General features: G+C 72.3%; 23 protein-coding genes and 2 pseudogenes. 20 read left to right on the forward strand and 5 right to left on the reverse strand.

Annotation, left to right across the window (positions count from 1 at the left end):
- Positions 1-36: 36 nt before the first annotated feature.
- Entirely contained in the window at positions 37-1,788 is a 1,752-nt protein-coding gene (locus FHY05_RS14965) for a fatty acyl-AMP ligase (RefSeq protein WP_183945249.1), read from the reverse strand.
- A gap of 100 nt (positions 1,789-1,888) precedes the next feature.
- Here FHY05_RS14965 and FHY05_RS14970 point away from each other — a divergent pair, with 100 nt between their 5' ends.
- The 5 genes and pseudogenes from FHY05_RS14970 to FHY05_RS14990 all read left to right on the forward strand — a co-directional run.
- Positions 1,889-2,437: a regulatory protein RecX gene (locus FHY05_RS14970; protein ID WP_183945250.1), complete on the forward strand. Its 549-nt coding sequence runs from the start codon at positions 1,889-1,891 to the stop codon at positions 2,435-2,437.
- A 91-nt stretch (positions 2,438-2,528) separates the two neighbouring features.
- Positions 2,529-3,101 (forward strand): cold shock domain-containing protein, encoded by a 573-nt coding sequence (locus FHY05_RS14975; RefSeq protein ID WP_311732493.1) that lies wholly within the window; start codon positions 2,529-2,531, stop codon positions 3,099-3,101.
- Positions 3,098-3,598, forward strand: a complete 501-nt coding sequence (locus tag FHY05_RS14980) for a DUF192 domain-containing protein (RefSeq protein ID WP_311732494.1) — start codon at positions 3,098-3,100, stop codon at positions 3,596-3,598. The genes FHY05_RS14975 and FHY05_RS14980 overlap by 4 nt, the downstream gene beginning before the upstream one ends.
- A 96-nt stretch (positions 3,599-3,694) precedes the next feature.
- A complete protein-coding gene (locus FHY05_RS14985) occupies positions 3,695-4,087 on the forward strand; it encodes an NADH:ubiquinone oxidoreductase subunit NDUFA12 (RefSeq protein WP_183945251.1) in 393 nt (130 codons plus the stop codon).
- A 203-nt stretch (positions 4,088-4,290) separates the two neighbouring features.
- Positions 4,291-4,524, forward strand: a pseudogene (locus FHY05_RS14990) (DUF2155 domain-containing protein); the annotation flags it as partial.
- A 35-nt stretch (positions 4,525-4,559) separates the two neighbouring features.
- Here FHY05_RS14990 and aat read toward each other — a convergent pair.
- From aat to FHY05_RS15010, 4 genes are all read right to left on the reverse strand, one after another.
- The gene (aat, locus tag FHY05_RS14995; protein WP_221191234.1) at positions 4,560-5,228 is read right to left on the reverse strand and encodes a leucyl/phenylalanyl-tRNA--protein transferase; all 669 of its coding nucleotides are present in this window, start codon (positions 5,226-5,228) and stop codon (positions 4,560-4,562) included.
- Between the two features lie 59 nt (positions 5,229-5,287).
- The gene (locus FHY05_RS15000; RefSeq protein WP_183945253.1) at positions 5,288-5,995 is read right to left on the reverse strand and encodes a ParA family protein; all 708 of its coding nucleotides are present in this window, start codon (positions 5,993-5,995) and stop codon (positions 5,288-5,290) included.
- A 95-nt stretch (positions 5,996-6,090) separates the two neighbouring features.
- Positions 6,091-6,477 carry a hypothetical protein gene (locus tag FHY05_RS15005; protein ID WP_183945254.1) on the reverse strand — a complete coding sequence of 129 codons (387 nt, stop codon included), beginning with the start codon at positions 6,475-6,477 and terminating at the stop codon, positions 6,091-6,093.
- Between the two features lie 85 nt (positions 6,478-6,562).
- Positions 6,563-7,858: a type VI secretion protein ImpB gene (locus FHY05_RS15010; RefSeq protein WP_311732495.1), complete on the reverse strand. Its 1,296-nt coding sequence runs from the start codon at positions 7,856-7,858 to the stop codon at positions 6,563-6,565.
- Positions 7,859-8,105: 247 nt separating this feature from the next.
- Here FHY05_RS15010 and FHY05_RS15015 point away from each other — a divergent pair, with 247 nt between their 5' ends.
- From FHY05_RS15015 to murB, 15 genes and pseudogenes are all read left to right on the forward strand, one after another.
- Positions 8,106-8,432, forward strand: coding sequence for a DUF962 domain-containing protein (locus FHY05_RS15015; RefSeq protein WP_183945256.1), 327 nt, complete (start codon positions 8,106-8,108; stop codon positions 8,430-8,432).
- Between the two features lie 46 nt (positions 8,433-8,478).
- Positions 8,479-9,468, forward strand: a complete 990-nt coding sequence (locus tag FHY05_RS15020; RefSeq protein WP_183945257.1) for a cysteine synthase A — start codon at positions 8,479-8,481, stop codon at positions 9,466-9,468.
- Between the two features lie 40 nt (positions 9,469-9,508).
- A complete protein-coding gene (locus FHY05_RS15025; RefSeq protein WP_258048001.1) occupies positions 9,509-9,829 on the forward strand; it encodes a hypothetical protein in 321 nt (106 codons plus the stop codon).
- A gap of 639 nt (positions 9,830-10,468) precedes the next feature.
- On the forward strand, positions 10,469-10,969 hold the full coding sequence (locus FHY05_RS15030; RefSeq protein ID WP_183945258.1) for a division/cell wall cluster transcriptional repressor MraZ: 501 nt from the start codon (positions 10,469-10,471) through the stop codon (positions 10,967-10,969).
- On the forward strand, positions 10,969-11,934 hold the full coding sequence (gene rsmH, locus FHY05_RS15035) for a 16S rRNA (cytosine(1402)-N(4))-methyltransferase RsmH (RefSeq protein ID WP_183945259.1): 966 nt from the start codon (positions 10,969-10,971) through the stop codon (positions 11,932-11,934). Before FHY05_RS15030 ends, rsmH begins: the two co-directional genes overlap by 1 nt.
- A 2-nt stretch (positions 11,935-11,936) precedes the next feature.
- A complete protein-coding gene (locus FHY05_RS15040; protein WP_183945260.1) occupies positions 11,937-12,581 on the forward strand; it encodes a hypothetical protein in 645 nt (214 codons plus the stop codon).
- Positions 12,578-14,290 carry a penicillin-binding protein 2 gene (locus FHY05_RS15045; protein WP_183945261.1) on the forward strand — a complete coding sequence of 571 codons (1,713 nt, stop codon included), beginning with the start codon at positions 12,578-12,580 and terminating at the stop codon, positions 14,288-14,290. The genes FHY05_RS15040 and FHY05_RS15045 overlap by 4 nt, the downstream gene beginning before the upstream one ends.
- Positions 14,291-14,300: 10 nt before the next feature.
- Entirely contained in the window at positions 14,301-15,728 is a 1,428-nt protein-coding gene (locus tag FHY05_RS15050; RefSeq protein ID WP_183945262.1) for a UDP-N-acetylmuramoyl-L-alanyl-D-glutamate--2,6-diaminopimelate ligase, read from the forward strand.
- 280 nt (positions 15,729-16,008) lie between these two features.
- Positions 16,009-17,379 (forward strand): UDP-N-acetylmuramoyl-tripeptide--D-alanyl-D-alanine ligase, encoded by a 1,371-nt coding sequence (gene murF / locus FHY05_RS15055; protein WP_183945263.1) that lies wholly within the window; start codon positions 16,009-16,011, stop codon positions 17,377-17,379.
- On the forward strand, positions 17,380-18,450 hold the full coding sequence (gene mraY / locus FHY05_RS15060) for a phospho-N-acetylmuramoyl-pentapeptide-transferase (protein ID WP_183945264.1): 1,071 nt from the start codon (positions 17,380-17,382) through the stop codon (positions 18,448-18,450). It begins immediately after the preceding gene.
- A complete protein-coding gene (gene murD / locus FHY05_RS15065) occupies positions 18,447-19,859 on the forward strand; it encodes a UDP-N-acetylmuramoyl-L-alanine--D-glutamate ligase (RefSeq protein ID WP_183945265.1) in 1,413 nt (470 codons plus the stop codon). The genes mraY and murD overlap by 4 nt, the downstream gene beginning before the upstream one ends.
- The gene (locus FHY05_RS15070) at positions 19,856-21,070 is read left to right on the forward strand and encodes an FtsW/RodA/SpoVE family cell cycle protein (protein ID WP_183945266.1); all 1,215 of its coding nucleotides are present in this window, start codon (positions 19,856-19,858) and stop codon (positions 21,068-21,070) included. Before murD ends, FHY05_RS15070 begins: the two co-directional genes overlap by 4 nt.
- Positions 21,067-22,227, forward strand: a complete 1,161-nt coding sequence (murG, locus tag FHY05_RS15075; protein WP_260181590.1) for an undecaprenyldiphospho-muramoylpentapeptide beta-N-acetylglucosaminyltransferase — start codon at positions 21,067-21,069, stop codon at positions 22,225-22,227. The genes FHY05_RS15070 and murG overlap by 4 nt, the downstream gene beginning before the upstream one ends.
- Positions 22,224-23,642 (forward strand): UDP-N-acetylmuramate--L-alanine ligase, encoded by a 1,419-nt coding sequence (gene murC / locus FHY05_RS15080; RefSeq protein ID WP_183945268.1) that lies wholly within the window; start codon positions 22,224-22,226, stop codon positions 23,640-23,642. Before murG ends, murC begins: the two co-directional genes overlap by 4 nt.
- Positions 23,597-24,523 (forward strand): annotated as a pseudogene (gene murB, locus FHY05_RS15085) (UDP-N-acetylmuramate dehydrogenase); the annotation flags it as partial. The gene murC and the pseudogene murB, both read left to right, overlap by 46 nt.
- Positions 24,524-24,549 lie beyond the last annotated feature (26 nt).

The raw sequence follows: 24,549 nt of genomic DNA on the forward strand, positions 1-24,549 counted from the left end.
ATCACCGCCCGTCGTCCGGCGCGGGCGGCGCCGGCCTCAGGCGGCGAGGTCGTAGGGCTTGATCTCGCCGGCGAGATAGAGATTGCGCGCCTTGGCGCGGCTGAGCTTGCCCGAGCTGGTGCGCGGCAGCGTGCGCGGCGGGATCAGCTCGACGACGCAGTTCATGCCGGTCACCGAGCGGACGCGGTCGCGGATCTCGTCGCGCAACCGCACGCGCTCGACCTCGTCCGAGCTGCGGCACTGCACCAGCACTGCCGGAGTCTCCTCGCCGCCGGGCGTGGTGATCGCGAAGGCCGCGATGTCGCCGGCCTTGAAGCCGGGGAGCTGCTCCACCGCCCACTCGATGTCCTGCGGCCAGTGGTTGCGCCCGTTGATGATGATCATGTCCTTGGCGCGGCCGACGATGAAGATATAGCCGCCGGACATGTAGCCCATGTCACCGGTGTCGAGCCAACCGTCGATCAGGCACGCCTCGGTCGCGCCGGGGTCGCGGAAATAGCCGACCATCACGCTCGGCCCGCGGCACCACACCTTGCCGATCGCGCCGTCGGGGAGCGGCGTGCCGTCCTCCTCGCGCACCTCGACTTCCATGTCGCGCACCGGCTTGCCGCAATTGACGATCGCGCGGTAGCGCTGCGGCCGGTCCTCGCCGTGCTGCATGCCCGAGAGCTCGGTCTCCTCGACCAGCTCGACGCGGATGCCCTCGCCCGGCGGCATCAGCGACACCGCCAGCGTCGCCTCGGCGAGGCCGTAGCTCGGCAGGAAGGCGGTCGCCTGGAAGCCCGCGTCGGCGAAGGCGTCGACGAAGGCCTGCATCACGTCGGGCCGGATCATGTCGGCGCCATTGCCCGCGACGCGCCAGCGCGACAGGTCGAAGCGATCCGACGCCTTGGTCTGGCTGGAGATGCGGCGCGCGCAGATGTCATAGCCGAAGGTCGGCGAGTAGCTCAGCGACGTGCCCGGGTTGCGGCTGATCAGGTCCAGCCAGGACAGCGGGCGGCGCGCGAAATCCTCGGTCTTGAGGTAATCGGTCGAGACCTGGTTGGCGACCGGCGAGAGGAAGCAGCCGACCAGCCCCATGTCGTGATACCACGGCAGCCACGAGACGCAGCGGTCGGTCTCGATGATCTGCACGCCGTGCGCGTGCGCGGCGAGGTTGCTCAGCAGCGCGCGGTGCGTGATCGCCACGCCGTGCGGGAAGCGGGTGGAGCCGCTGGAATATTGCAGATAGCAGACATCGTCCGACGTGCTCGCGGGCAGCGCCGCCTCCGGCCCGGGATGGGTGGCGAACTCGACCCAGTCGACCCCGCGGACGCCCGCCGCCTCGGCCGCGGCGCCGGCCATCTGCGCCAGCTCGGGCGGGAAGACGAGCATCACCGGATCGCAGCTGGCGAGCTGGACGCGGAGCTGGTCGATGTAGGAATCGCGCCCGCCGAACGAGGTCGGCAGTGGGAGCGGTACCGGCCAGGCGCCGGCGAGCACCGCACCGAAGAAGAGCGCCGCGAACTCGGCGCTGGTCTCGGCCACCAGGGCGACACGGTCGCCCGGCGTCACGCCCGCCGCGATCAGGCGATAGGCGCAGGCGCGCGCGTCGTCGCGCAGCGCGGTGAAGCCATAGGCGCGCACCAGCGTGCCGCGCGCGTCGTGAAAGTTGAGGCCGCGGCCGCCCCGCGCGGCATAGTCGAGCGCCTCGCCCAGCGTCGCGAAATCGGCGAAGCGGCGCGGCAGCGGGTCGGCCGTCGGCGTCGGTCGCGTCTGGGAGGCAGTCGGGGCGATGTCGGTCGTCATCCTGTGTTCCTGTCGCAGCGGTCACGCCGGTGCAATAGTTAAGCGGTTAAAGGCGTACTTTGGCCGAGCGTTCAAAATCGGATGCCAGTGTGGCACAAACATGGCCGTGTCGCTGCCCCCTTCCCCCGAGGCCTCCTCGCGCCGCCGGCCGCCGCCGCTCGACCAGGCGGCGCTCGAGCGGCTCGCGCTCCGCTACGTCGAGCGGTTCGCGACCACCCGCGGCAAGCTCAGCGCCTACCTCGCGCGCAAGATCCGCGAGCGCGGCTGGGACGGTGCGCCGGTGGATCCGGCAGCGGTGGCGGAGCGGATGGCGGCGCTGGGCTATGTCGACGATCGCGGTTTCGCCGAGCAGAAGGGCGCCGCGCTGGGTCGGCGCGGCTATGGCGCGCGACGCGTCGCCGAGACGCTGCGCGCCGCCGGGCTCGACCCGGACGACGCCGCCCCCGTGCTGGCACAGGCGCGCGCGGGTGCGCTGGCGAGCGCGCTGCGGCTCGCGCGGCGCAAGCGGATCGGTCCGTTCGCCGACGCGCCGGCCGACGCGGCACAGCGCGCGCGTCAGCTCGGCCAGCTGCTGCGCGCCGGTCACGCCCCGTCATTGGCGCGTCGCATCGTCGAGGCCGAACCCGGCGCGATTCTGGACGAGGAATGATGCATCGGCGCTTGCCAAGGATCATTGTGCAGTGCACCGATAGGCGAGCGTTAACGCTGCGACACGGCGAAGAAGGGGACGACGACGCGACGTGCGAGACGAGGCTTCCGCTACCGCCGGCGATCCGCTCGATCCGGCCGGACTGCCGACGGCTGACGCCGTCTCGGTAGCGGTATCGGGCGTTCTCAAGTGGTTCGACGCGACGCGCGGGTTCGGCTTCATCGTATCCGACGATCCCGCGATGGGCGATATCCTGCTCCACTTCAGCGTGCTCCAGGCGTTCGGCCGGCGGACCCTGCCCGAGGGCGCGCGGGTCAGCGGCACCGCGGTACAGGGCCAGCGCGGATGGCAGGCGGTGACGATCGCGGACATCGATCTGACGGTCGCGCTGGAGACGATGCGTGACCGCGATCGCGCCCGCGTCGATCCAGGCGCACTGGCCGCCGAGGCCGGCGAGTGGGAGGAAGTCACGGTCAAATGGTTCAATCGCATCAAAGGCTACGGCTTCCTGGTCGCGGTCGAGCGGCCGGGCGACATCTTCGTCCACATGGAGACGCTGCGGCGTGCCGGGATCGCGGAGGCGCAGCCCGACCAGCGGCTGCGCGCGCGCATCGTCCAGGGCCGCAAGGGGCCGCTGGCCGTCGCGGTGGCGGTGATCGAGTGAGCCGCACCGCGCTGCTCGCGTCCGCGCTGCTGCTCGCCGCGTGCGGGCGCGGCACCCCCGCGACCGAGCCGTCGCCCTCGTCCTCCGCCATGACCAGCGAGACGCCCAACCCGCAGCGCCGCACGGTGCCGGTGACGATCGAGAGCGGTGGCAAGCGCCACACCTTCCGCGCCGAGGTGGCCGAGACCGCGGCGCAGCAGGCGCAGGGGCTGATGTTCCGCACCGACCTGCAGCCCGACGACGCGATGCTGTTCGCACCCTATCCCGCCGGCGGCGGCGCGCCGCAGGTGGCGGACTTCTGGATGAAGAATACGCCGATGTCGCTCGACATCCTGTTCATCCGCGCCGACCACAGCATCGCCGCGATCGCGCCGAGCACCACGCCTTTGTCGGAGGCGAAGGTGAGCTCGGGCGAGCCGGTGGCGGCGGTGCTCGAACTGGTCGGCGGCCGCGCCGCCGCGCTCGGCATCGGCGCGGGCGACCGGGTGAGCTGGTGAGTTGCTCCCATCCTCCCCGCCATGCAGGGAGGATTAGCTCCTCGACCGCCGCCAGGCATTGAACCGCGCCCGCGGGCCGGGTAAGCGCGGGGCACCATGGGCATCAACCTCAATCCTTTCACCTGGTGGAACGGCGCCAGCTGGGGCACCATCCTCGGGCTGCGCGGCAAGCGCCAGGTCGGCGAGGACTCGCTCGGCAACACGTACTGGGAAGGCGGCCGCGACACCGCGGGCAACCCGCGACGCTGGGTGATCTACTCCGGCGCCAACGACGCCAGCCGCGTGCCGCCCGAGTGGTTCAGCTGGCTGCACCATCAGGTCGACGGCACACCCGACCAGAACCTGCCGCCGCCGCGGCAGTGGCAGAAGCCGGCGGTGCCCAATCTCACCGGCACCGCGCTGGCCTATCGCCCGCAGGGTGCGCTGGAGAAGGGCGGTCAACGCGCCTCGGCTACCGGCGACTATGAGGCGTGGAGCCCCGACGCGTGAGGCGCGGGCTCGCGCTCGGCGGGCTGTTAGTGGTGGCGGCGGCGGCGACCTGGGCGGGCCTGGGCTGGCGCGGCGCACGCCACGGCGCCTCACCGGCCGTGAGCACCGCGCTGCCCGCGCCCGCGGGCGCCCCCGCACCGCGCGCCTCGGACGAGGTGTCGCTCGACTCGCAGGACGATCCGGTCGATCTCGGCGCCACCCCGATGGCGCAGCGCGTCGCGGTGCTGGGCCTGCTCAACAAGCGCAACGGGGTCAGCCGCGACCTCACGCTCAAGCCAGGGCAGGCGGTCCGCGCAGGCGACGTGATCGTGCGGCTGCGCGCGTGCGAGCAGACCGCGCCATGGGAGCCCGAGCCGCTCACCGGCGCCTTCGTCCAGCTCGACGTCCGCGCCGCGGAGGGCGGCTGGCGCCGCGCCTTCTCGGGCTGGCTCTACAAGGAGCGGCCCGCCGCCAACGTCGTGATCCACCCGGTCTACGACGTCTGGACCAAGAGCTGCGCGATGACCTTCCCGGGCACCGCGCCGTCGGCGCCGGCGGCCGCATCCAGGGCGCCGAAGATCCCGGCGCCCGCCGCCTCGGCCAGTGCGGCAGGGGATGAACCGGCTCCCGCCGACGAGGCGGTCGAAGAGAGCGCCGCGCCCAGCAACGTCATGTAGTCGGCGCGCGGCACCTCGACCGCGCCGAGCGAGGCGAGGTGCTCGGTCATGAATTGGCAGTCGAGCAGGGTGAAGCCGCCCGCGCGCAGCCGCGCCACCAGCGCCGCGATCGCCACCTTGGAGGCGTTCGGCCTCCGGCTCACCATGCTCTCGCCGAAGAAGGCCCGGCCGAGCGCGAGCCCGTAGAGCCCCCCGACCAGCACGTCGCCGTCCCAGCACTCGATCGAATGCGCGTGCCCGAGCCCGTGCAGGCGGACGAACGCCTGCTCGATCGAGGCGTTGATCCAGGTGTCGGGGCGATCCACGGCGCTCTCGGCACAGAGCGCGATGATCTCGGCGAAGGCGCGGTCGGCGGTGACGCGGAACCGGTCGGCGACGATCACCTTGCGCAGCGAACGCGAGAGATGGAAGCCGTCGAGCGGCAGGATCGCGCGGCGGCGCGGCTCGACCCAGTAGACGTCGGCCGCGTCGCGGCTGTCCGCCATCGGGAAGACGCCGACCGAATAGGCGCCCAGCAGCAGCGACGGGTCGAGCGGCTCGGCGCTCAACCGCAGCGCTGTTCCACCGCGCGCCACAGCTGCGCGAACGCGCTGGCCGCGATGCTCTTCGGGGCGGCGACGCCGACCGGCAGCCGTTTGGCGCTGGCCGCCTCGATCGCGCTAGCCGCGGGGATGGCCGGCCAGTCCGCGTGCTGCTCGACGGCGGCGACGTGGAGCGCGCGGCGGCGGTCGACCATGTTGTGCACCGGCAGGATCGCGACCTGGCCGCCGAACTGGCGCTCGATCGTGGCATAAGCGCGCTGCGAGAAGGCCGAGGGCACCACCGGCACCACGATCAGGTCGGCGGCGCGCGCGACCTGGTCCGCGGTCTCGGTCAGCCCGGGAGGGCAGTCGAGGATGACGTGGTCGTGGTCGCCCAGATCCGCGATCAGCTTGCGCAGCCGCTTCTTCTTGTCGAGCTCGCGGAACAGGTGGTTGAGGTCGCGCAGCGAGGCGTCGGCGGGGAGCAGCTCGAGCCGGTCGAAGCGCGTGCGCGTGATCAGTCGCTCGGGATCGACATCGCGCGAGAACAGCGCCTGCGCCCGGTCGTGCGCGCCGCCGTCGCCGAGCACCCAGCTGGACGCGGCCTGAGGATCGAGGTCCCACAGTAACGTGCGCCGCGCCGACAGCGTCGCGGCGCACCACGCGAGATTGACGGCCAGCGTCGACTTACCGACGCCGCCCTTCAGGCTGTAGATCGCGATGGTTGCCATAAGCGCTGGACGCTAGGGGCGGCCGCGACGTGCGGCAAGGATTGATCGAGGTGAGGCGCCGGCGCTCTCCGCGAGACGCGCCGGCACGACTCAGCTCAGGCGTGGCAGGAAAGCGCGCCCTTGCCCGGGCGGGTCAGGGTGATCTCGGTCGGGGTGCCGGTCATCTTCCAGCCGCCCTCGGCGCTGAGCGGCGCCTCGCCGCCCTCACCCTTGAGCATGGTGGGCGTACCGTTCTTCTCGGTACGCACCACCGCCTGCTTGTCGCCGGTGAAGAAGGTCACGTAGACGAGGCTACCGTCCTTGCAGCGCATCGTCTTGTCGGCCTTGATCGCGGGCGGCAGCTCGACGGGCGCGGCATTGGCCAGCTGTGACGCCATCGGATCGGGGTTGGAGTCGATCACCTGCGGCTTGGACGGCTCGGAATTGCACGCTGCGAGCGCGAACAAGGAGGCGGCGAGGGGGAGGAAAGCAAGCTTTTGCATAGGCCCGCACGCTTCGCGCATGCGGAAAAGGTCGTCAACCCTGTCATACCAGAGTCATTGTTCCAACGACCCATTTCGGTAGCGCTCACTCGTGGAACTCGGACAGCTCCGGGATGCGGCCGAACGCGATCTTCGAGCCCACCCGATCGAGCCGCCCGCCGTTGAGCGGTCCGACCGAGACCGCGTTGCGCCCGAACCGCTCGTTGATCCGGTCCATCGCGCGACTGAGCGCCAGGGTGCGGGTCTCGCGCGCGAGTGGGTCGTCGGGATCCAGCGCGGCGAACAGCGAGCCCTGCTCGCCCGCGACCGGTTCGATCTCGGCCAGCGTCACCCCGATCATGCGGCAGCCGCTGCGATGCGCTTCGCCCGCCGCCCGCAGCCGCGGGAAGAGCGAGTCGAGCCGCGCCAGCATCACGAAACTGTCCTGCGTGGCCGGCAGTTTGACGCTCGCGCGCCACTTGCTCTTGTCGTCCTCGAAGCGCGCGTGGAGCACCAGCAGCCGGGCGCGATAGCCCTTGCGGCGCAACCGGCTGGCGGCCTTGAGCGCGAGCCGGCGCGACGTCAGCCGCACCGATTCATAGCCGCGGTGGCGCGGGGAGAGCACGTGGCTGTGCCCGATCGTGCGGCTCCGCGTCGGCTTCTCGGGCAGGTCGACGCCGTGGAGCAGGTACCACAGCCGGTCGCCGTCGCTGCCGCCCCAGGCGTGGCCGGCGTCGCGCGGGCGGCGCGCGAGCAGCTGGCGAATGTCGTTGACGCCGTCGCGCGCCAGCCGCCGTTCCATGTTGGGGCCGATGCCGGCGATGTCGCGCAGCTTGAGCGGGTACAGCGCGTCGGGCAGCGCGGCCGCCTCGAACACCACGAGGCCGTCGGGCTTCTGCAGGTCGGAGGCGAGCTTGGCGAGCAGCCGGTTCGGCGCGATCCCGATCGAGCAGGTGAGATAGTCGCCGACCGCGACGGCGAGCCCGCGCTTGATGCGGCGGGCCAGCGCGATCGCGGCGTCGCGGCCGTTCTCATTGTCGAGCAGCCGGCACGCTACCTCGTCGATCGAGCAGACCCGCGTCACCGGCACGTGGCGCTCGACCTCGGCGACGATGCGGTGGTGATAGGCGACGTACAGCTCGTGTCGCGCCGGCGTGACGACCAGCTCCCGGCACTTGCGCTTGGCTTCCCACACGGGCGTGCCGGTGGAGATGCCGTAGCGCTTGGCCTCGCGTGACGCCGCGATCGCCACCGTGGTGTCGCTGCCGACCGGCGCGACGATCACCGGGCGCCCGCGCAGCGCGGGCTGCACCTGCTGCTCGACGCTGGCGAAATAGCTGTTCAGGTCGAGGAACAGCCAGCGCAGCGGGCGCGGGGGCAGAGTGAGATCCGCGCTGGGCACCGGCGGCGACTCGCATGAGGGAACGGAGGGAGAACATGGCACGGCGTAGCCGCGCTGACCAGTCCCGCGGACGGTACTCGCGGCACCATGGATGCGGGCCCGAGGCCGGGATGGCGGGGGCGCGACCGGCTGCCGCGTCGCGCGCCTCGGATCCAGGCTCGTCAGCGCGCGACCGCCGAGGCGCGTCGCCGCCTCGTCCGGCGCCTCCCGCTCTGCTAGGATCGAGTGCCCGCTCGGAGCCGACCCCATGCCGCCACGCACCTTCGCCGCCTTCTGGCCCCATTACCTCCGCGAGCACGCGTGCCCTGCCACCCGCGCGCTCCATTATGCCGGCACCGCGCTCAGCTTCGCCGCCGCGGCGCCCGCGCTGGCGTTCGGCGGCTGGTGGTGGGCGGCCGTCCCGGTGGCGGGCTATGCCTTCGCCTGGGGCGCGCATGTCGCGGTCGAGCGCAACCGGCCGGCGACCTTCCGCCACCCTTTCTGGTCGCTGCTGGCCGACTATCGCATGTTCTTCCTGTGGCTCGCGGGGCGCCTCGCGCCGCACCTCGCCAAGGCCGGAGTGGCGGCGCGATAGTTCTGCTCGCTTGCGCATTGCCCCCGGGCTCCGCATCTAGCGCGCCATGCATACCACAAGCGACACGCTGGCGCTGATCGGCAACACGCCGCTCGTGCGGCTCAAGGGGCCGAGCGAGGCGACCGGCTGCGACATCTTCGGCAAGTGCGAGTTCACCAACCCGGGCGCGAGCGTGAAGGACCGCGCCGCCTTGTTCATCGTCGAGGATGCCGAGGCGCGGGGGCAACTCCAGCCCGGCGGCACGATCGTCGAGGGCACCGCGGGCAACACCGGGATCGGGCTGGCGCTGGTCGCCAACGCCAAGGGCTATCGCACGATCATCGTGATGCCCGACACCCAGTCCAAGGAGAAGATGGACACGCTGCGCGCGCTCGGCGCCGAGCTGGTGACCGTTCCCGCCGCACCCTATTCGAGCCAGTACCATTTCGTCCACACCTCGCGCCGCATCGCCGAGGAGACGCCCGGCGCGATCTGGGCCAACCAGTTCGACAATATCGCCAATCGGCGCGCGCATATCGTCGGCACGGCCGAGGAGATCTGGGCGCAGATGGAGGGCCGGATCGACGGCTTCACCTGCGCGGTCGGCACCGGCGGCACCTTCGCCGGGGTGGGGCTGGGGCTCAAGGCCAAGGACGAGCGCGTCTGCGTCGCGCTGAGCGACCCGCAAGGCGCGGCGCTCTACGACTATTACGCCTGCGGCGAGCTGCGCGCGGAGGGTTCGTCGGTCGCCGAGGGGATCGGCCAGGGGCGGATCACCGCCAATCTCGAGGGCGCGCCGGTCGACGCGCAGTTCCGCATCGCCGACCAGGAAGGCTTCGACTGGACCGAGCGGCTGCTGGCGGAGGAGGGGCTGTGCCTCGGCCTCTCCTCGGGGATCAACGTCGCGGGCGCGGTGCGTCTCGCGCGCCAGCTCGGGCCGGGCAAGCGGATCGCGACGATCCTGTGCGACACCGGCTTCCGCTATCTCTCGACGCTGTATGACCCGGCGTGGCTGGCGGCGAAGGGGCTGGTGCGGCAGCGCCGTGACGGGGCGTGATCGACAGCGCCGCGACGATCGGTTAACGTCGCACGACGAGATGAAGGGTTCGCAGCGAAAGAAGGTGGCGGTCGAGCGCCAGCAGTCGGAACAGGCGCGCCAGCGCGTGCGGGTCGGCATGGTCGGGCTCGCCATGGTGGTGCTGCTGATCGGCGTGGCCAGCGCGATCTTCTCGACCGTCGATCAGGAGCGCCCGGTCGCGGTCGCCGGCGCGGCGCAGCCAGCGGTCGTGGTCAACATGAGCGTGCCGGGTCCGATCCCCACCGTCACGCCGACCAACGAGCCGCTCGCCGAGTTGGGCGTGACCCCCAGCGCCGCCAACACCCCGCCGGCCGAGAAGCCCGCGCCGCACGCGCAGTGACGATCGGCGCGCCCGGCTGCGGGCGTCGTGCGCGGGATCGCGGTGGTGCGTCTCGGCCGCTACCTACAGCGGAGTCCTCGTGGCCTGAGAGCAAGCGCTGTCGTCATGCCGGGCTTGAGCCGGCTTCCATCGTGCCGCGAGCGCGGCGATCGTCATGTCCGCGACACGGTGGATGCCGGCTCGGGGCCGGGGTGACGGTCGTAGCGGGCGCGGCGGCGTCGCCGAGACGAGCGCTCTCTCGTGCCGAGGGGTGGTACCATCCGTCGGTCGGCGCTCGCGAGCCGGTGCACCTCGTAGCTGCTCCCGTTCCCACCCGCACGACGCCGCTCGACCGTGTTCCCCGAATCTCCCGGGGAAAAGCGGGGAAACGCTGCCTGCGCCCCTTCCACGCGCCCGCTTTCGCCCGCGCGCGTGCCCACCCGCGCCCGCCACCCCCGACCTAGCACGCGGATCGACCGAGAAAATCCGCCGCTTCCCCGGCTCTCCCCGAATTTCCCTTCTCATCCCCAAGTAACCCTGATACGTGTCGATCACGACATTGGGGGCAGGACCACTGTTGTTTGCTGACGGGCAACGTCGGCGGGCGGTGATGGCCGTTCGCCGGAACAGGAGGTCGTGCGCTCCGGGTGTGAGGTGGGCGTGGCAGACAGGGTGGACTATCAGGGAAAGGGGCTCGGTCTTGTCGACGACAAGGGCCGGGTCGCGATTCCGAACACCCTCCGCGCGATGCTCGCCAAGAACGCCCCCCGTGACGACGGCAAGGACGGCGGCACCGTCATCATCGCGCCGCATCCGGAGCATCGCTGCCTGATCGCCTACGACCCCGGCTTCGTGCCGTTCTGGAAATCGCGGCTGGAGGCGCTCGACGCGGCGCAGTTCGAGCGCACCGGCAAGGTCGACTACAACATCCTCGATCGCGCCGGCGGTGCGGAGCCGCTGCCCTTCGACGGCTCGGGCCGCTTCATCATGCCCGCGTTCGAGCGCCGCTACGCGCGGATCGCGGGCGCGGCGGTGTTCCTCGGGGCGTTCAACTGGATCACGATCTGGGCGCCAACCATCCTGCTCGAGACCCCCGACATCGATCCCTTCCTGAAGGAATATGTCGAGTTCACCTGCGAGGAGAAGGGGATCGCGCTATGATGAGCGGGACCGCCCTGTCCGCCGGTCCGTCCGCCGCGCCGCACGTCCCCGTGCTGCTCGCGCCCGTGCTCGCCGCGCTCGCCCCCGCCCCCGGCGAGCGCCATGTCGACGCCACCTTCGGCGCCGGCGGCTACACGCGCGCGCTGCTCGCCGCGGGCGCCGAGGTGATCGCGTTCGACCGCGATCCCGACGCGGTCGCCACCGGCCGCGCGCTGGCGGCTGAGGAGACCCGGCTGACGATGGTCGCCGCCACCTTCTCGGCCCTCGCCGAGGAGCTGGACGCGCGTGGCCTCGCCCCGGTCGACGGCGTGACGATGGACATCGGCGTCTCGTCGATGCAGCTCGACCAGCCCGAGCGCGGCTTCTCCTTCCAGGGCGACGGCCCGCTGGACATGCGGATGAGCCAGGAAGGGCCGTCCGCCGCCGATTTCCTCAACACCGCCGACGAGGAGGCGATCGCCGACGTGCTCTACCGCTACGGCGAGGAGTCCAAGTCGCGCCGGATCGCGCGCGCGGTGGTGGCGGCGCGGCCGCTGACCACGACCGCGCAGTTCGCGACCGTGGTGCGCCGCGCGCTCGGCCACCGCCCGCACGACAAGAAGGATCCCGCGACGCGCGCCTTCCAGGCGGTGCGGATCCACGTCAACGGCGAGCTCGACGAGCTGGAGCGCGGCCTCGTCGCGGCGGAGCGCGTGCTCAAGCCGGGCGGACGGCTCGCGGTGGTCAGCTTCCACTCGCTCGAGGACCGCATCGTGAAGCGCTTCCTGCGCGACCGCGCGGGCGCGGCACCGGGCGGCTCGCGCCACCTGCCGGCGGCGGCGCCGGCGCGCGCGGCGACCTTCGAGATGATCGGGCGCGCGCAGCGCGCCGACGAGACCGAGCTGGCGGCGAACCCGCGCGCCCGTTCGGCGACACTACGCGCGGCACGGCGGACGGCGGCGGCGGCTTGGGTAAGGGAGGCTTGAGGATGGCGGCGGTGTATCGGTTGAAGGGGCTGGGCTGGCTCACCAGCTGCGCGATGGTCGCGATCGGCTTCTACCTCGTCTCCTCGCAGGTGGCCGCCGAGCGCAAGCGCGTGGAGCAGCTCGACCGCAAGATCGTCGGCGCCGAGCGCGACATCCGCGCGCTCGAGACCGAGTTCGACGTGCGCGCCAACCTCGCCCAGCTCGAGCGCTGGAACGGCGACACGCTGGCGCTGACGGTGCCGACCGCCGCGCAGTTCGTCCGCGACGAGGCGGCGCTCGCCTCGCTGTCGCCCAACCAGCCGGTGCCCGCGCCGCTGCCGGGCGCCGCCGCGCCGGTGCAGACCGCGCAGCTGATCGTCCCCGCCGCCGCGGCCGCCGTCACCGCCTCTGCCGCTCCCACTCCCGCCGTTCCCGCCGCCGTCCGGACCGCGGCCGCCGCGCCGGTCACGACGGTGAAGGTCGCGGCGGCCAAGCCGGTCGCCGCTCCCCGCCTGACGCCGGCGGTGGTGGCGGCGGCCGCACCCGCCCCGAACGGCGCTGCCGCGCGCGCCGCCAAGGTGGCGATGCTCGATCGCGCGCTGCTGAGCGAGACCACCGTCGGCGACCTGCTCAGCCGCGCCCGCACCGAGCGCGGTCGCCTGCGGTGACCGCACTCGTCGCCCGTCCGGTCCGCGGCGCGCGCGCGGGCGACCAGCGCCAGCAGCTGCTCGCCACCCAGCACCTGCGGCTGATGGTGCTGATGCTGCTGTTCGTGGCGGGCGTGCTGGTGGTGATCGGGCGGCTGACGCTGCTCGGCGTCGTCGCCGGCAGCGAGCGCGGCGGCAGCGTCGCGGCGGCGGTGCCGCGCGGCGATATCGTCGATCGCAACGGCGCCCCGCTGGCGCGCACGATCGACGCCTGGACGATCGGCGTCCATCCCAAGAAGCTGATCGGCGATCCGTCAGAGATCGCGCGCAAGCTCGCCGAGCTGATGCCCGAGAAGGGCGACCAGTCGTGGTTCTACGCGCAGATCACCAAGCCGGTGAGCTTCACCTACCTCCAGCGCCGCGCCAGCCCGGCGCTGGTCGAGGCGGTCAACGCGATCGGCGAGCCCGGCATCGTGTTCGAGCGCGAGACGCAGCGGCTCTACCCGCAGAGCACGCTGGCCGCGCACGCGCTCGGCTTCATCAGCGGCGGACATGGCATGAGCGGGATCGAGCGCGCGCTCGACGAGCGCCTGACCAACCCGGCCACGATCGGCCAGCCGGTCGCGCTGTCGCTCGACACGCGCGTCCAGGCCGCGTTGGAGAGCGAGCTGGGGCGCGCGATGACCACCTTCTCGGCGCGCGGCGGCGGCGGCATCGTGCTCGACGTCCACACCGGCGAGGTGCTGGCGATGGTGTCGCTGCCGACCTTCAACCCCAATCGCGTCGGCATGTCGGGGACCGACCAGCTGCGCAACCTGACGACGCAGAGCGTCTTCGAGCTGGGCTCGACCTTCAAGCCGATCACCATGGCGACCGCGATCGACACCGGCGTGGTCACCTCGATGGAGGCGCGCTTCGACGCCACCCACCCGCTCCAGGTCGGCCGCTACACGATCCACGACGAGCGCGGCGACCCGAAGCGCTGGCTCAACATGGCGGAGACTCTGATCTACTCGTCGAACGTCGCCACCGCGCGCGTGGCCGATGAGGTAGGGCAGCAGCGCATGGAGACGATGTTCCGCAAGCTGGGCTTCGACACCCGCCCCGACATCGAGATCCGCGAGAAGGGTCGGCCACTCTGGCCGCGATATTGGGCGCGCACGACGACGATGACGACCGCGTTCGGTCACGGTATCGCGGTGACCCCGCTCCATCTCGCCAACGCCTATGCCGCGCTGGTCAACGGCGGCACCTGGCGGCCAGCGACGCTGCTCAAGCTGCAGCCCGGCCGCGCGCCGGTCGGCCGCCGCGTGATCAGCGAGGCGACCAGCGCGCGGATGCGGCAGATGCTGCGGCTGGTGGTGATGCGCGGCACCGGGCGCAAGGGCGACGCACCGGGCTATCGCGTCGGCGGCAAGACCGGGACCGCGGAGGCGGCGGTGGCGGGCGGCTACGACCGGTCTCGCAACGTCGCCACCTTCGTCGCCGCCTTCCCGATGGACGAGCCGCGCTACGTCGTGCTGGCGATGCTCGACTCGCCGCAGGGCACCAAGGAGACGGGCGGGTGGAAGACCGCGGCGTGGAACGCCGCCCCGGTGGTGGGGCGCACGATCGCGCGCGTCGGCTCGCTGCTCGGCGTGGTGCCCGACGACCATCGCGACGTCGACGTCTCGGACATCCTGCCGACGTTGTGGCAGGGCGACGACGTGCCCAAGAGCGGCGGCCAGTGAGGCGCGCGCGATGAGGCTCTCCGCGCTCCTCGGCCACGACGCGCCTGTCGCCGCCGACGCGACCGTCACCGGCTTCGCGATCGACCACCGCAAGGTCGCGCCGGGCAACGTCTTCGGCGCCTTCGCGGGGCAGCGCGTCAACGGCGAGGACTATGTCGACGCGGCGATCGAGGCCGGCGCGGTCGCGGTGGTGGCGCGGCCCGGCGCGCACGTCGATGGGGCGATCCACGTCGCCGACGACAACCCGCGTGAGGCCTTCGCCCGCCTCGCCGCGCGCTTCTACGCGCCCTTTCCGCCCACGGCGGTGGCGGTGACGGGGACGAACGGCAAGACCTCGACCGTCGAGATGACGCGCCAGCTGTGGCGCATGGCGGGCGAGCACGCCGCCTCGATCGGTACGCTCGGCGTCACCACCGCCGATGAGCGGGTCGTCACCGGACTGACCACGCCCGACGTGGTCACCTTCCTGTCGAACGTCGCCGGGCTGGCTCGCGAGGGCGTCACCCACCTCGCCTTCGAGGCGTCGAGCCACGGGCTGAGCCAGTATCGCACCGAGGGCCTGCCGGTGCGCGCCGCCGCCTTCACCAATCTCGGCCGCGACCACCTCGACTATCACGGCGACATGGCGGCCTATTTCACCGCCAAGCTGCGGCTGTTCGCGCAGGTGCTGAGCGACGACGGCAGCGCCGTGGTCTGGGCCGACGACCCTCAGTCCGAGCGCGTCATCGACATCGCGCGCGAGCGCGGCAACCGCGTCGTCACCGTCGGGGAGCACGGCGACAACCTGCGGCTGATCGAGCGCGTGCCCACCCTGCTCGGGCAGGGGCTGGTGATCCGCGCCGGGGGCGTCGATCACCGTGTCCAGCTCCCGCTGATCGGCGGCTATCAGGCGGCCAACGCGCTGATCGCGGCGGGGCTGGTGATCGCCACCGGCGGCGACGTGGCGGCCACGCTCGCGGGCCTGGCGCGGCTCCAGCCGGTGCGCGGTCGACTCGAGCGCGCCGCGATCACCGCGAGCGGGGCGCCGGTCTATGTCGACTATGCGCATACGCCCGACGCGATCGAGGCGGCCTGCGCGGCGCTGCGCCCGCACGTCGCGGGGCGGCTGATCCTGGTGGTGGGCGCGGGCGGCGACCGCGACCGCGGCAAGCGCGAGCCGATGGGCCAGGTGGCGGCGGCGGCGGCGGACGTGGTGATCGTCACCGACGACAACCCGCGCTCGGAGGATCCCGCGGCGATCCGCGCCGAGCTGCTCCAGGGCGCGCCCGGCGCGCGCGAGATCGGCGACCGCCGCGCCGCGATCGCCGCCGCGCTGCGCGAGGCGGCGGCGGGCGATATCGTGCTGATCGCGGGCAAGGGCCACGAGCAGGGCCAGATCGTCGGCGACCTGGTGCTGCCGTTCGACGACGTCGCGGTCGCGCGCGAGATGGCGGCGTGAGCGCGGTGGCGGACAAAATTTTCCCCGAAAAGGGGAGGGGGACCATGCCGCAGGCATGGTGCAGGGGAGGCGCCGCGCGCGCCGCCGCTCGTGTCGGTAGCGCATCTGCCGCGCTTCCTGACTCTCACCCGCGTCACCCGCTCGAAGCGCCCCGTATGCCGCTCGTCCCCTCCGCCACGCCCTCGGCGCGGTCCCCAGCGGAAGGTCGGATCGTCTGCCGGACGATCCTCGGCCATGCGGGGCATGGCCGACCTTCCGCTCCGTACCGGGGAGGATCCCGATGAGTCTCTGGACCTCGTCCGACATCGCCGCCGCGACGGGCGGCACCGCCACCGCCGGCTTCGCCGCCGACGGGGTCGCCTTCGACTCGCGCGAGGTGGGCGAGGGTGACCTGTTCGTCGCGCTCGCGGGCGAGCAGAGCGACGGTCACCGTTTCCTCGACCAGGCGTTCGCACAGGGGGCCGCCGGCGCGATCGTCTCGAGCGAGACCGCGCATCCGGCCGTGCGCGTCCCGGACACCTTCGCCGCGCTCGAGGCGCTCGCCCGTGCCGCGCGCGCCCGGGTGAAGGGCAGGGTGATCGGCGTCACCGGCTCGGTCGGCAAGACCTCGACCAAGGAGGCGCTGTTCGCCGCGCTCGACCGCTCGCCCAGTCGGCGCGCGCATCGCTCGGTGAAGAGCTACAACAATCACACCGGCGTCCCGCTCAGCCTCGCGCGCATGCCCGCCGCCAGTGACTATGCGGTGCTGGAGATGGGGATGAACCACCCCGGCGAGCTGGCGCATCTCACCACGCTCGTCCGCCCACACGTCGCCATCGTCACCGCGATCGCGCCGGCGCATACCGAGTTCTTCCCCGACGAGAGCGCGATCGCCGACGCCAAGGGCGAGATCTTCCGCGGGTTGGAGCCCGGCGGCATCGCGATCGTCCCCTTTGACAGCCCGCACCGCGACCGGCTGATCGCGGCGGCGCACCCGTATGCGGGCAAGATCGTCACCTTCGGGCTGGACAAGCGCGCCGACGTCCACGCCGCCGAGGTGATGCCCTCGCCGCGCGGCGGCACCTTCGTCGGCGCCAAGGTCGGCGCGCGCGAGCTGAGCATGACGATCGCGCAGCCGGGCCAGCATTGGGTGTCGAACGCGATGGCGGTGCTCGCCGCGGTCGACGCGGTCGGCGCCGATCTCGCGCTCGCCGGCCTCGCGCTGGGCGAGCTCGGTGGGCTGGCGGGGCGCGGCGCGCGGCGCGACGTCGCGGTCGGCGACGGTCGCGCGCTGCTGATCGACGAGAGCTACAACGCCAACCCGGCCTCGATGCGCGCGACGCTGGCTGTGCTGGCGCAGGAGCCCGGCCGGCACGTCGCGGTGCTGGGCGAGATGCGCGAGCTCGGCGCGGGCTCGGCCGCGTACCACGAGGCGCTCGCCCCCGCGGTGATCGCGGCGCGCGTCGAAACGGCCGTGCTGGTCGGCGAGGCGATGGCGCCGCTCGCGCAGGCGCTTGAGGGGCAGGTCGATTTCGTCCATGTGCGCGATGCCGCCGCGGCGCTGGACCAGGTCCGCGCCCTGCTCCGTCCGGGAGACGCGGTGCTCGTCAAGGGATCGAACGGGGTCGGGCTGTCGCGGCTGGTCGCCGCGCTCGCCGACAAGGTGGGTTGAGTGCTGTACTGGATCGCGGAGCATCTGGGTTTTCCCGGCGGGCTCAACCTCATCCGTTACCTCTCCTTCCGCGCCGGCGCGGCGGTGGCGACCGCTCTGTTCATCGGCCTGATCATCGGCCCGCGCTTCATCGGCTGGCTGCGCGTGCGCCAGGGCAAGGGCCAGCCGATCCGCGCCGACGGGCCGCAGACGCACCTCGCCAAGCGCGGCACGCCGACGATGGGCGGGCTGATGATCCTCACCGCGCTGACGCTGTCGATCCTGCTGTGGATGAACCTCGCCAACCCGTTCGTCTGGGCGTGCCTGTGCGTCACGCTCGGCTTCGGCGCGATCGGTTTCCTCGACGACTATGACAAGGTGCGCAAGGCGAGCACCGCGGGCGTGTCGGGGCGGACACGGTTGCTGCTCGAGTTCCTGATCGCGGGGATCGCCGCCTGGATCATCATGCAGGAGAACGGGTCGGCGCTCTATCTGCCGTTCACCAACCGCTATTTCATCGACCTCGGCTATGCCTATCCGCTGTTCGCCGCCTTCACGATCGTGGCCTTCGGCAATTCGGTGAACCTCACCGACGGGCTCGACGGGCTCGCCACCATGCCGGTGATCATCGCCGCGGTGGCGTTCATGATCATCGCCTATCTCGTCGGCAACGTGAAGTTCGCCGACTATCTCGGCATCCCGCACGTGCCGCGCGCGGGCGACATGGCGATCTTCTGCGGCGCGATGGTCGGTGCGGGGCTCGCTTTCCTGTGGTACAATGCCCCGCCCGCGGCGGTGTTCATGGGCGACACCGGCAGCCTCGCGCTCGGCGGCGCGCTGGGGACGATCGCGGTGGTGGCGCACCACGAGATCGTGCTCGGCATCATCGGCGGGCTGTTCGTGGTGGAGGCGCTGAGCGTCATCGTCCAGGTGTTCTGGTACAAGCGCACCGGCAAGCGCATCTTCCGCATGGCGCCGATTCACCACCATTTCGAGCAACTCGGCTGGAGCGAGCCGACCGTGGTGATCCGCTTCTGGATCATCGCGCTGGTGCTGGCGCTCGCCGGCCTGTCGACGTTGAAGCTGCGGTGATCACCTCCGGCGCCTGGGCGGGGAGACATTATGCGGTGCTCGGGCTGGCACGCTCGGGCGCCGCGACCGTGCGCGCGCTGCTCGCCGCCGGCGCGCGCGTGACGGCGTGGGACTCGGACGAGGCGAAGCGCCACTCACTCCTTCCCGGCACGGGGAAGGGGACCGCCGGCGAAGCCGGTGGTGGCGGGGGCTCGCCGCGCAGCGCAGCGCTCGCGGAGGGTCCCCTCCACCACCAGCCTTCGGCTGGCGGTCCCCCTCCCCCTGCCGGGGAGGAACTGCGGATCGCCGACCTGGCCACCCTCGATCTCACCGACTTCGACGCTGTCGTCGTCTCCCCGGGCGTGCCGCTCAACACGCACCCGCTCGCCGCGGCGGCGCGCGCGTCGGGCGTGCCGATCGTCGGCGACATCGAGCTGTTCGCGCAGGCGCGCGCCGGGCTGCCCCCGCACAAGGTCGTCGGCATTACCGGCACCAACGGCAAGTCGACCACCACCGCGCTGGTCCACCATCTGCTCGACGCCGCCGGCGTGCCCGCGCGCATGGGCGGCAACATCGGCCTGCCGATCCTCGCGCAGGCGCCGCTGCCCGCGGGCGGCGTCTACGTGCTCGAGCTGTCGAGCTACCAGATCGACCTGACGCAGACGCTCGACTGCGAGGTCGCGGTGCTGCTCAACGTCACCCCCGACCATCTCGACCGCTACGCGGGATTCGAGGACTATGCCGCCAGCAAGGCGCGGCTGTTCGCGATGCAGTCGCCGCACCACCGCGCCGTGATCGGCATCGGCGACGCTCCCTCGGCCGCGATCGCGCAGGGCTTCGCGCACCGCGGCGAGACGATCACCACGATCGCGCCGGGCACGCCGCTCGACCAGTCGCGCTGGCCATCGCTGCAGGGGCCCCACAACGCGCAGAACGCGCTCGCCGCGATCGCGGTGGCGGCGGCGCTCGGCCTGGAGCGCGCCGCGATCGAGGCCGGGCTGGAGACCTTCAACGGCCTGCCGCACCGGATGGAGCGGGTGGCGACGCTGGGCGGGGTCACCTGGATCGACGACAGCAAGGCGACCAATCCCGAGAGCGTCGCCCCCGCGCTCGCCGCCTTCCCGCGCGTTCACTGGATCCTCGGCGGGCGCGCCAAGGGCGACGACCTCGACGCCTGCGCCCCGCATCTCGGCAACGTGGTGCGCGCCTATACGATCGGCGAGGCCGGCCCGCGCTTCGCCGCGCTGCTGCGCGACCGCGTCCCCGTCGCCGAGGCGGAGACGCTGGAGCGCGCGGTGCGGATCGCCGCGGCCGAGGCGCGGCGCGGCGAAGTGGTGCTGCTGTCGCCCGCCGCCGCCTCGTTCGACCAGTTCCGCGACTACGAGCATCGCGGTACCGTGTTCCGCGCGGCAGTGGAGGCGCTGGCATGACCGACGTGAGCAGGGCACAGCGGGCGGGGCTCAAGGGGCGCGGCGGGCGCGGCGACCCGTCGCCGCTCGGCACCTGGTTCTGGGACATCGACCGCGTGCTGCTGCTGCTCGCCTTGTTCCTGATCGCGATCGGGCTGATCGCGGTCGCGGCGGGCTCACCGGCGAGCGCCTCGCGCTACTCGGGCGAGCATCTCAAATTCGCGCCGCTGCATTATTTCTGGCGCCAGCTGCTATGGGCGGGGGTGTCGCTGCCGGTGCTGTTCGGCGTGTCGATGCTGCCGGTGACGGCGGCCCGGCGCATGTCGCTGATCGGCGCGGCGGTGTGCGTGGCACTGCTGATGATCGTGCCCTTCGCGGGGGTGATGGTGAACGGCGCGCGGCGCTGGATCGGCTTCGGTATCGCGCAGTTCCAGCCGTCCGAGTTCCTCAAGCCCTTCTTCGTCGTCGCGGTGGCGTGGCTGCTGTCGCTCAAGTCGCGCGACGAGGAACTGCCGGTGACGATGATCACCGCCGGGCTCACCGGGCTGATCGCTTTGCTGCTGATGCTCCAGCCCGATTTCGGCCAGACCGTGATCTTCTGCTGCATCTGGCTCGCGCTCGTCACGATCGCGGGCACGCCGACGCGCGTGATCATGGGCTTCGTGGCGATGGTGCCCGCGGCGCTGGTGGCGGCCTATCTCTTCTACAGCACCGCGCGCGCCCGCATCGATGCCTTCCTGTTCCCCGGCGTGGAAGGCGAGGGCGCGGCGGACCATTTCCAGACCGACGCGGCGCACCGCACGCTCACCTCGGGCGGCTGGTTCGGCACCGGGCCGGGCGGCGGCACGGTGAAATACGGCCTGCCCGAGGCGCACACCGACTATATCTTCTCGGTGATCGGCGAGGAGTTCGGGCTGCTCGCCTGCATGGTGGTGGCGCTGGTGTTCCTCGCGCTCGTCATCCGCGTCTTCGTCAAGCTGCTCGACGAGCAGGACCCGTTCAAATTGCTCGCCGCCTCGGGGCTGGCGGTGCAGTTCGGCGCTCAGGCGCTGATCTCGATGGCGGTCAACACCGGGCTGGCGCCCTCCAAGGGGATGACGCTGCCGTTCATCAGCTACGGCGGCTCGTCGATGGTGGCGCTGTCGCTCGGCATGGGGCTGCTGCTCGCGTTCACGCGGCGCAACCCGTTCCTGCTGCGCAGCCCCTATATCACGCGATGGAACGCCGAATGACGCCCGTGCAGGACTTCCGCCCGCGCCACTTCGTGCTCGCCGCGGGCGGCACCGGCGGCCATATGGTGCCCGCCGCCGCGCTCGCGACCGAGCTGACCAAGCGCGGCCACCGGGTCGCGCTGGTGAGCGACGCGCGCGGGGTGCGCTTCCCCGGGCTGTTCGAGGACGTGCAGACCCACGTCATCCCCGCCGGGCGCTTCGCCGGCGGGCCGCTCGGCTGGGCCAAGGCGGCGCGGCTGATGATGCAGGGCCGCGCCATGGCGGCCGAGCTGTACCGGACGTTCAAGCCGGCCGCGGTGATCGGCTTCGGCGGCTATCCCGCTTATCCCGCGCTGTCGGCGGCGTTCGCGGCGGGGATCCGCACCGCGGTGCACGAGCAGAACGCGGTGCTCGGCCGAGTCAACCGGCTGGTGGCGGGCAAGGTCGACGCGATCGCGACCAGCTACGCCGAGACCGAGCGGCTGCGCCCGCGCCACCGCGCCAAGGCGCACCACGTCGGCAACCCGGTGCGCGAGAGCGTGCTCGCGCTGCGCGCCAAGCCCTATCCCTTGCTCGACGAGGACAGCATCTTCCGCGTGCTCGTCACCGGCGGCAGCCAGGGCGCCTCGGTGCTCAGCCAGGTGGTGCCCGAGGGGCTGGCGATGCTGCCGGTCGCGTTCCGCCGCCGGCTCCAGGTGACGCACCAGGCCCGGATCGAGGACATCGACGTCGCGCGCGAGACCTATGCGCGGCTCGAGATCGCGGCCGACCTCGCCACCTATCTGCCCGATCTGCCCGAGCAGCTCGGCTGGGCGCATGTGGTGATCGCGCGCGCGGGCGCCTCGACCATTGCGGAGCTGACCGCGGCGGGCCGCCCCGCCATCCTGGTGCCGCTGCCCAGCGCCACCGACGACCACCAGACCGCCAACGCGCGCGAGATCACCCGCGCCGGCGGCGCGCGCACGATCGCGCAATCGGCCTTCACCCCCAGCGAGCTCGCCAAGCAGATGCAGAAACTCGGGCTCGACCCGGAAGCGCTCCAGAACGCCGCGGCGCGCGCCCGCGCCTGCGGCACGCCCGAGGCGGCGAGCGACCTCGCCGACCTGGTCGAGAGCCTCGACTCGCCCGAGTCGCGGCTGCCGGTCGGTCGCGTCCAGCAGCGGAAGGCGTTCGCGTGAGGGGGGTCGCCACGGACATCGGGACGATCCACTTCGTCGGCATCGGCGGGATCGGCATGTCCGGCATCGCCGAGGTGATGCACAATCTCGGCTACACCGTGCAGGGCTCGGACGTCGCCGAGGGCTACGTCGTCGAGGGCCTGCGCGCGCGCGGCATCACCGTGACGATCGGGCACGACGCCGCCAACGTGGCGGGCGCGGCGGTGGTGGTCACCTCCACCGCGGTGAAGCGCGGCAACCCCGAGGTGGAGGCGGCGCTGCAGAACCGCGTCCCCGTGGTGCGCCGCGCCGAGATGCTCGCCGAGCTCATGCGGCTGAAGTCGACCGTCGCGGTCGCGGGCACGCACGGCAAGACCACCACCACCTCGATGGTGGCGGCGCTGCTGGACGCGGGCGGGGTCGACCCCACCGTGATCAACGGCGGCATCATCAACAGCTACGGCTCGAACGCCCGGCTCGGCGCGAGCGACTGGATGGTGGTCGAGGCGGACGAGAGCGACGGCAGCTTCCTGCGGCTCGACGGCACGATCGCGGTGGTCACCAACATCGATCCCGAGCACCTCGACCATTACGGCAGCTTCGATCGCGCCAAGGACGCCTATGTCGAGTTCGTCGAGAACGTGCCCTTCTACGGCGCGGCGCTGCTGTGCCTCGACCATCCCGAGGTGCAGGCGCTGATCCCGCGCGTGCGCGACCGGCGCATCGTCACCTATGGTTTCGCCGCCTCGGCCGACGTGCGCGGCGTCAACGTGACGCCCTATCCCGGCGGCAACCGCTTCGAGGCGCAGGTGCGCGCGCGCGACGGCGCGGTGCGCTCGATCGAGGGGATCGACCTGCCGATGCCGGGGCGCCACAACGTCCAGAACGCGCTCGCCGCGATCGGCGTGGCGCTCGAGCTCGGCATCGACGACGCGACGATCCAGAAGGGGTTCGAGCGCTTCTCCGGGGTCAAGCGGCGCTTCACCAAGGTGGGCGAGGTGGCGCTCGACGGCGGCGCGGCGACGATCGTCGACGATTACGGCCACCACCCGGTCGAGATCCGCGCGGTGCTCGCCGCCGCGCGCGAGTCCGCGCAGGGGCGGGTGATCGCGGTGGTGCAGCCGCACCGCTACTCGCGTCTGGGCAACCTGATGGAGGAGTTCCGCGGCGCCTTCAACGACGCCGACCTCGTCTACGTCACCCCCGTCTATGCCGCGGGCGAGGCGCCGGTGCCGGGCGTCGACTCGGCCGCGCTGGTGGCGGGGCTGCGCGATCGCGGCCATCGCCAGGCCGAGCTGATCGAGGACGCCGCCGCGCTCGCCGCCGCGCTGGCGGGCGAGCTGCGCGCGGGCGACCAGGTGATCTGCCTCGGCGCGGGCGACATCACCAAATGGGCCGCCGGCCTCGCCGCCGCGATCACGGCGCAGCGGCGGTGAGCGTCGCGACGCTCCCTCCGGTGCGCGGGCGGCTCACCGCCGGGGCCGCGCTGGCCCCGCTCGTCTGGTTCAAGAGCGGCGGCGCGGCCGAGTGGTTGTTCGAGCCCGCCGACGCGGACGATCTCGCCGCCTTCCTCGCCGCGCTCGACCCGGGCGTGCCGGTGCTGCCGCTCGGGCTCGGCTCCAACCTGATCGTGCGCGACGGCGGCGTGCGGGGCGTGACGATCCGGCTCGGCAAGGCCTTCGCCCAGGTGGAGCCGATCGGCGACTCGCTCCTGCGCTGCGGCGGCGGGGCGAGCGGCATCCTCGTGTCCTCCACCGCGCGCGATGCCGGCGTGGCCGGGGTGGAGTTCCTGCGCTCCATCCCCGGGACGGTCGGCGGCTTCGTGCGGATGAACGGCGGCGCCTATGGCCGCGAGACCGCCGACGTGCTGGTCGAGGCCGAGGTGGTGCTGCGCGACGGCACGCGGCGGACGCTCTCGCGCGACGCGCTGGGCTACAGCTACCGCCACTCGGCGCTGCCCGAGGGGGCGGTGGTGGTGGGCGCGACGTTCCGCGGCGTACCGGGCGCACCCGCCGCGATCCAGGCCGAGATGGACCGCATCGCCGCCGCGCGCGAGGCGAGCCAGCCGCTGCGCTCGCGCACCGGCGGCTCCACCTTCAAGAACCCGCCGGGCGCGAAGGCATGGGAGTTGGTCGACGCCGCGGGCTGCCGCGGCCTGCGCCGCGGCGACGCGCAGGTGAGCGAGAAGCATACCAACTTCCTGCTCAACCTCGGCGCCGCGAGCAGCGCCGAGATCGAGGCGCTGGGCGAGGACGTGCGCGCGCGGGTCAGGGCCGCGAGCGGCGTCGAACTGGAATGGGAGATACAGCGCGTGGGCGACGGACAGAATCCTCCCCGGGACGG

It is taken from the genome of Sphingomonas sp. BK580, assembly GCF_014194975.1.
GTDB lineage: Bacteria > Pseudomonadota > Alphaproteobacteria > Sphingomonadales > Sphingomonadaceae > Sphingomonas.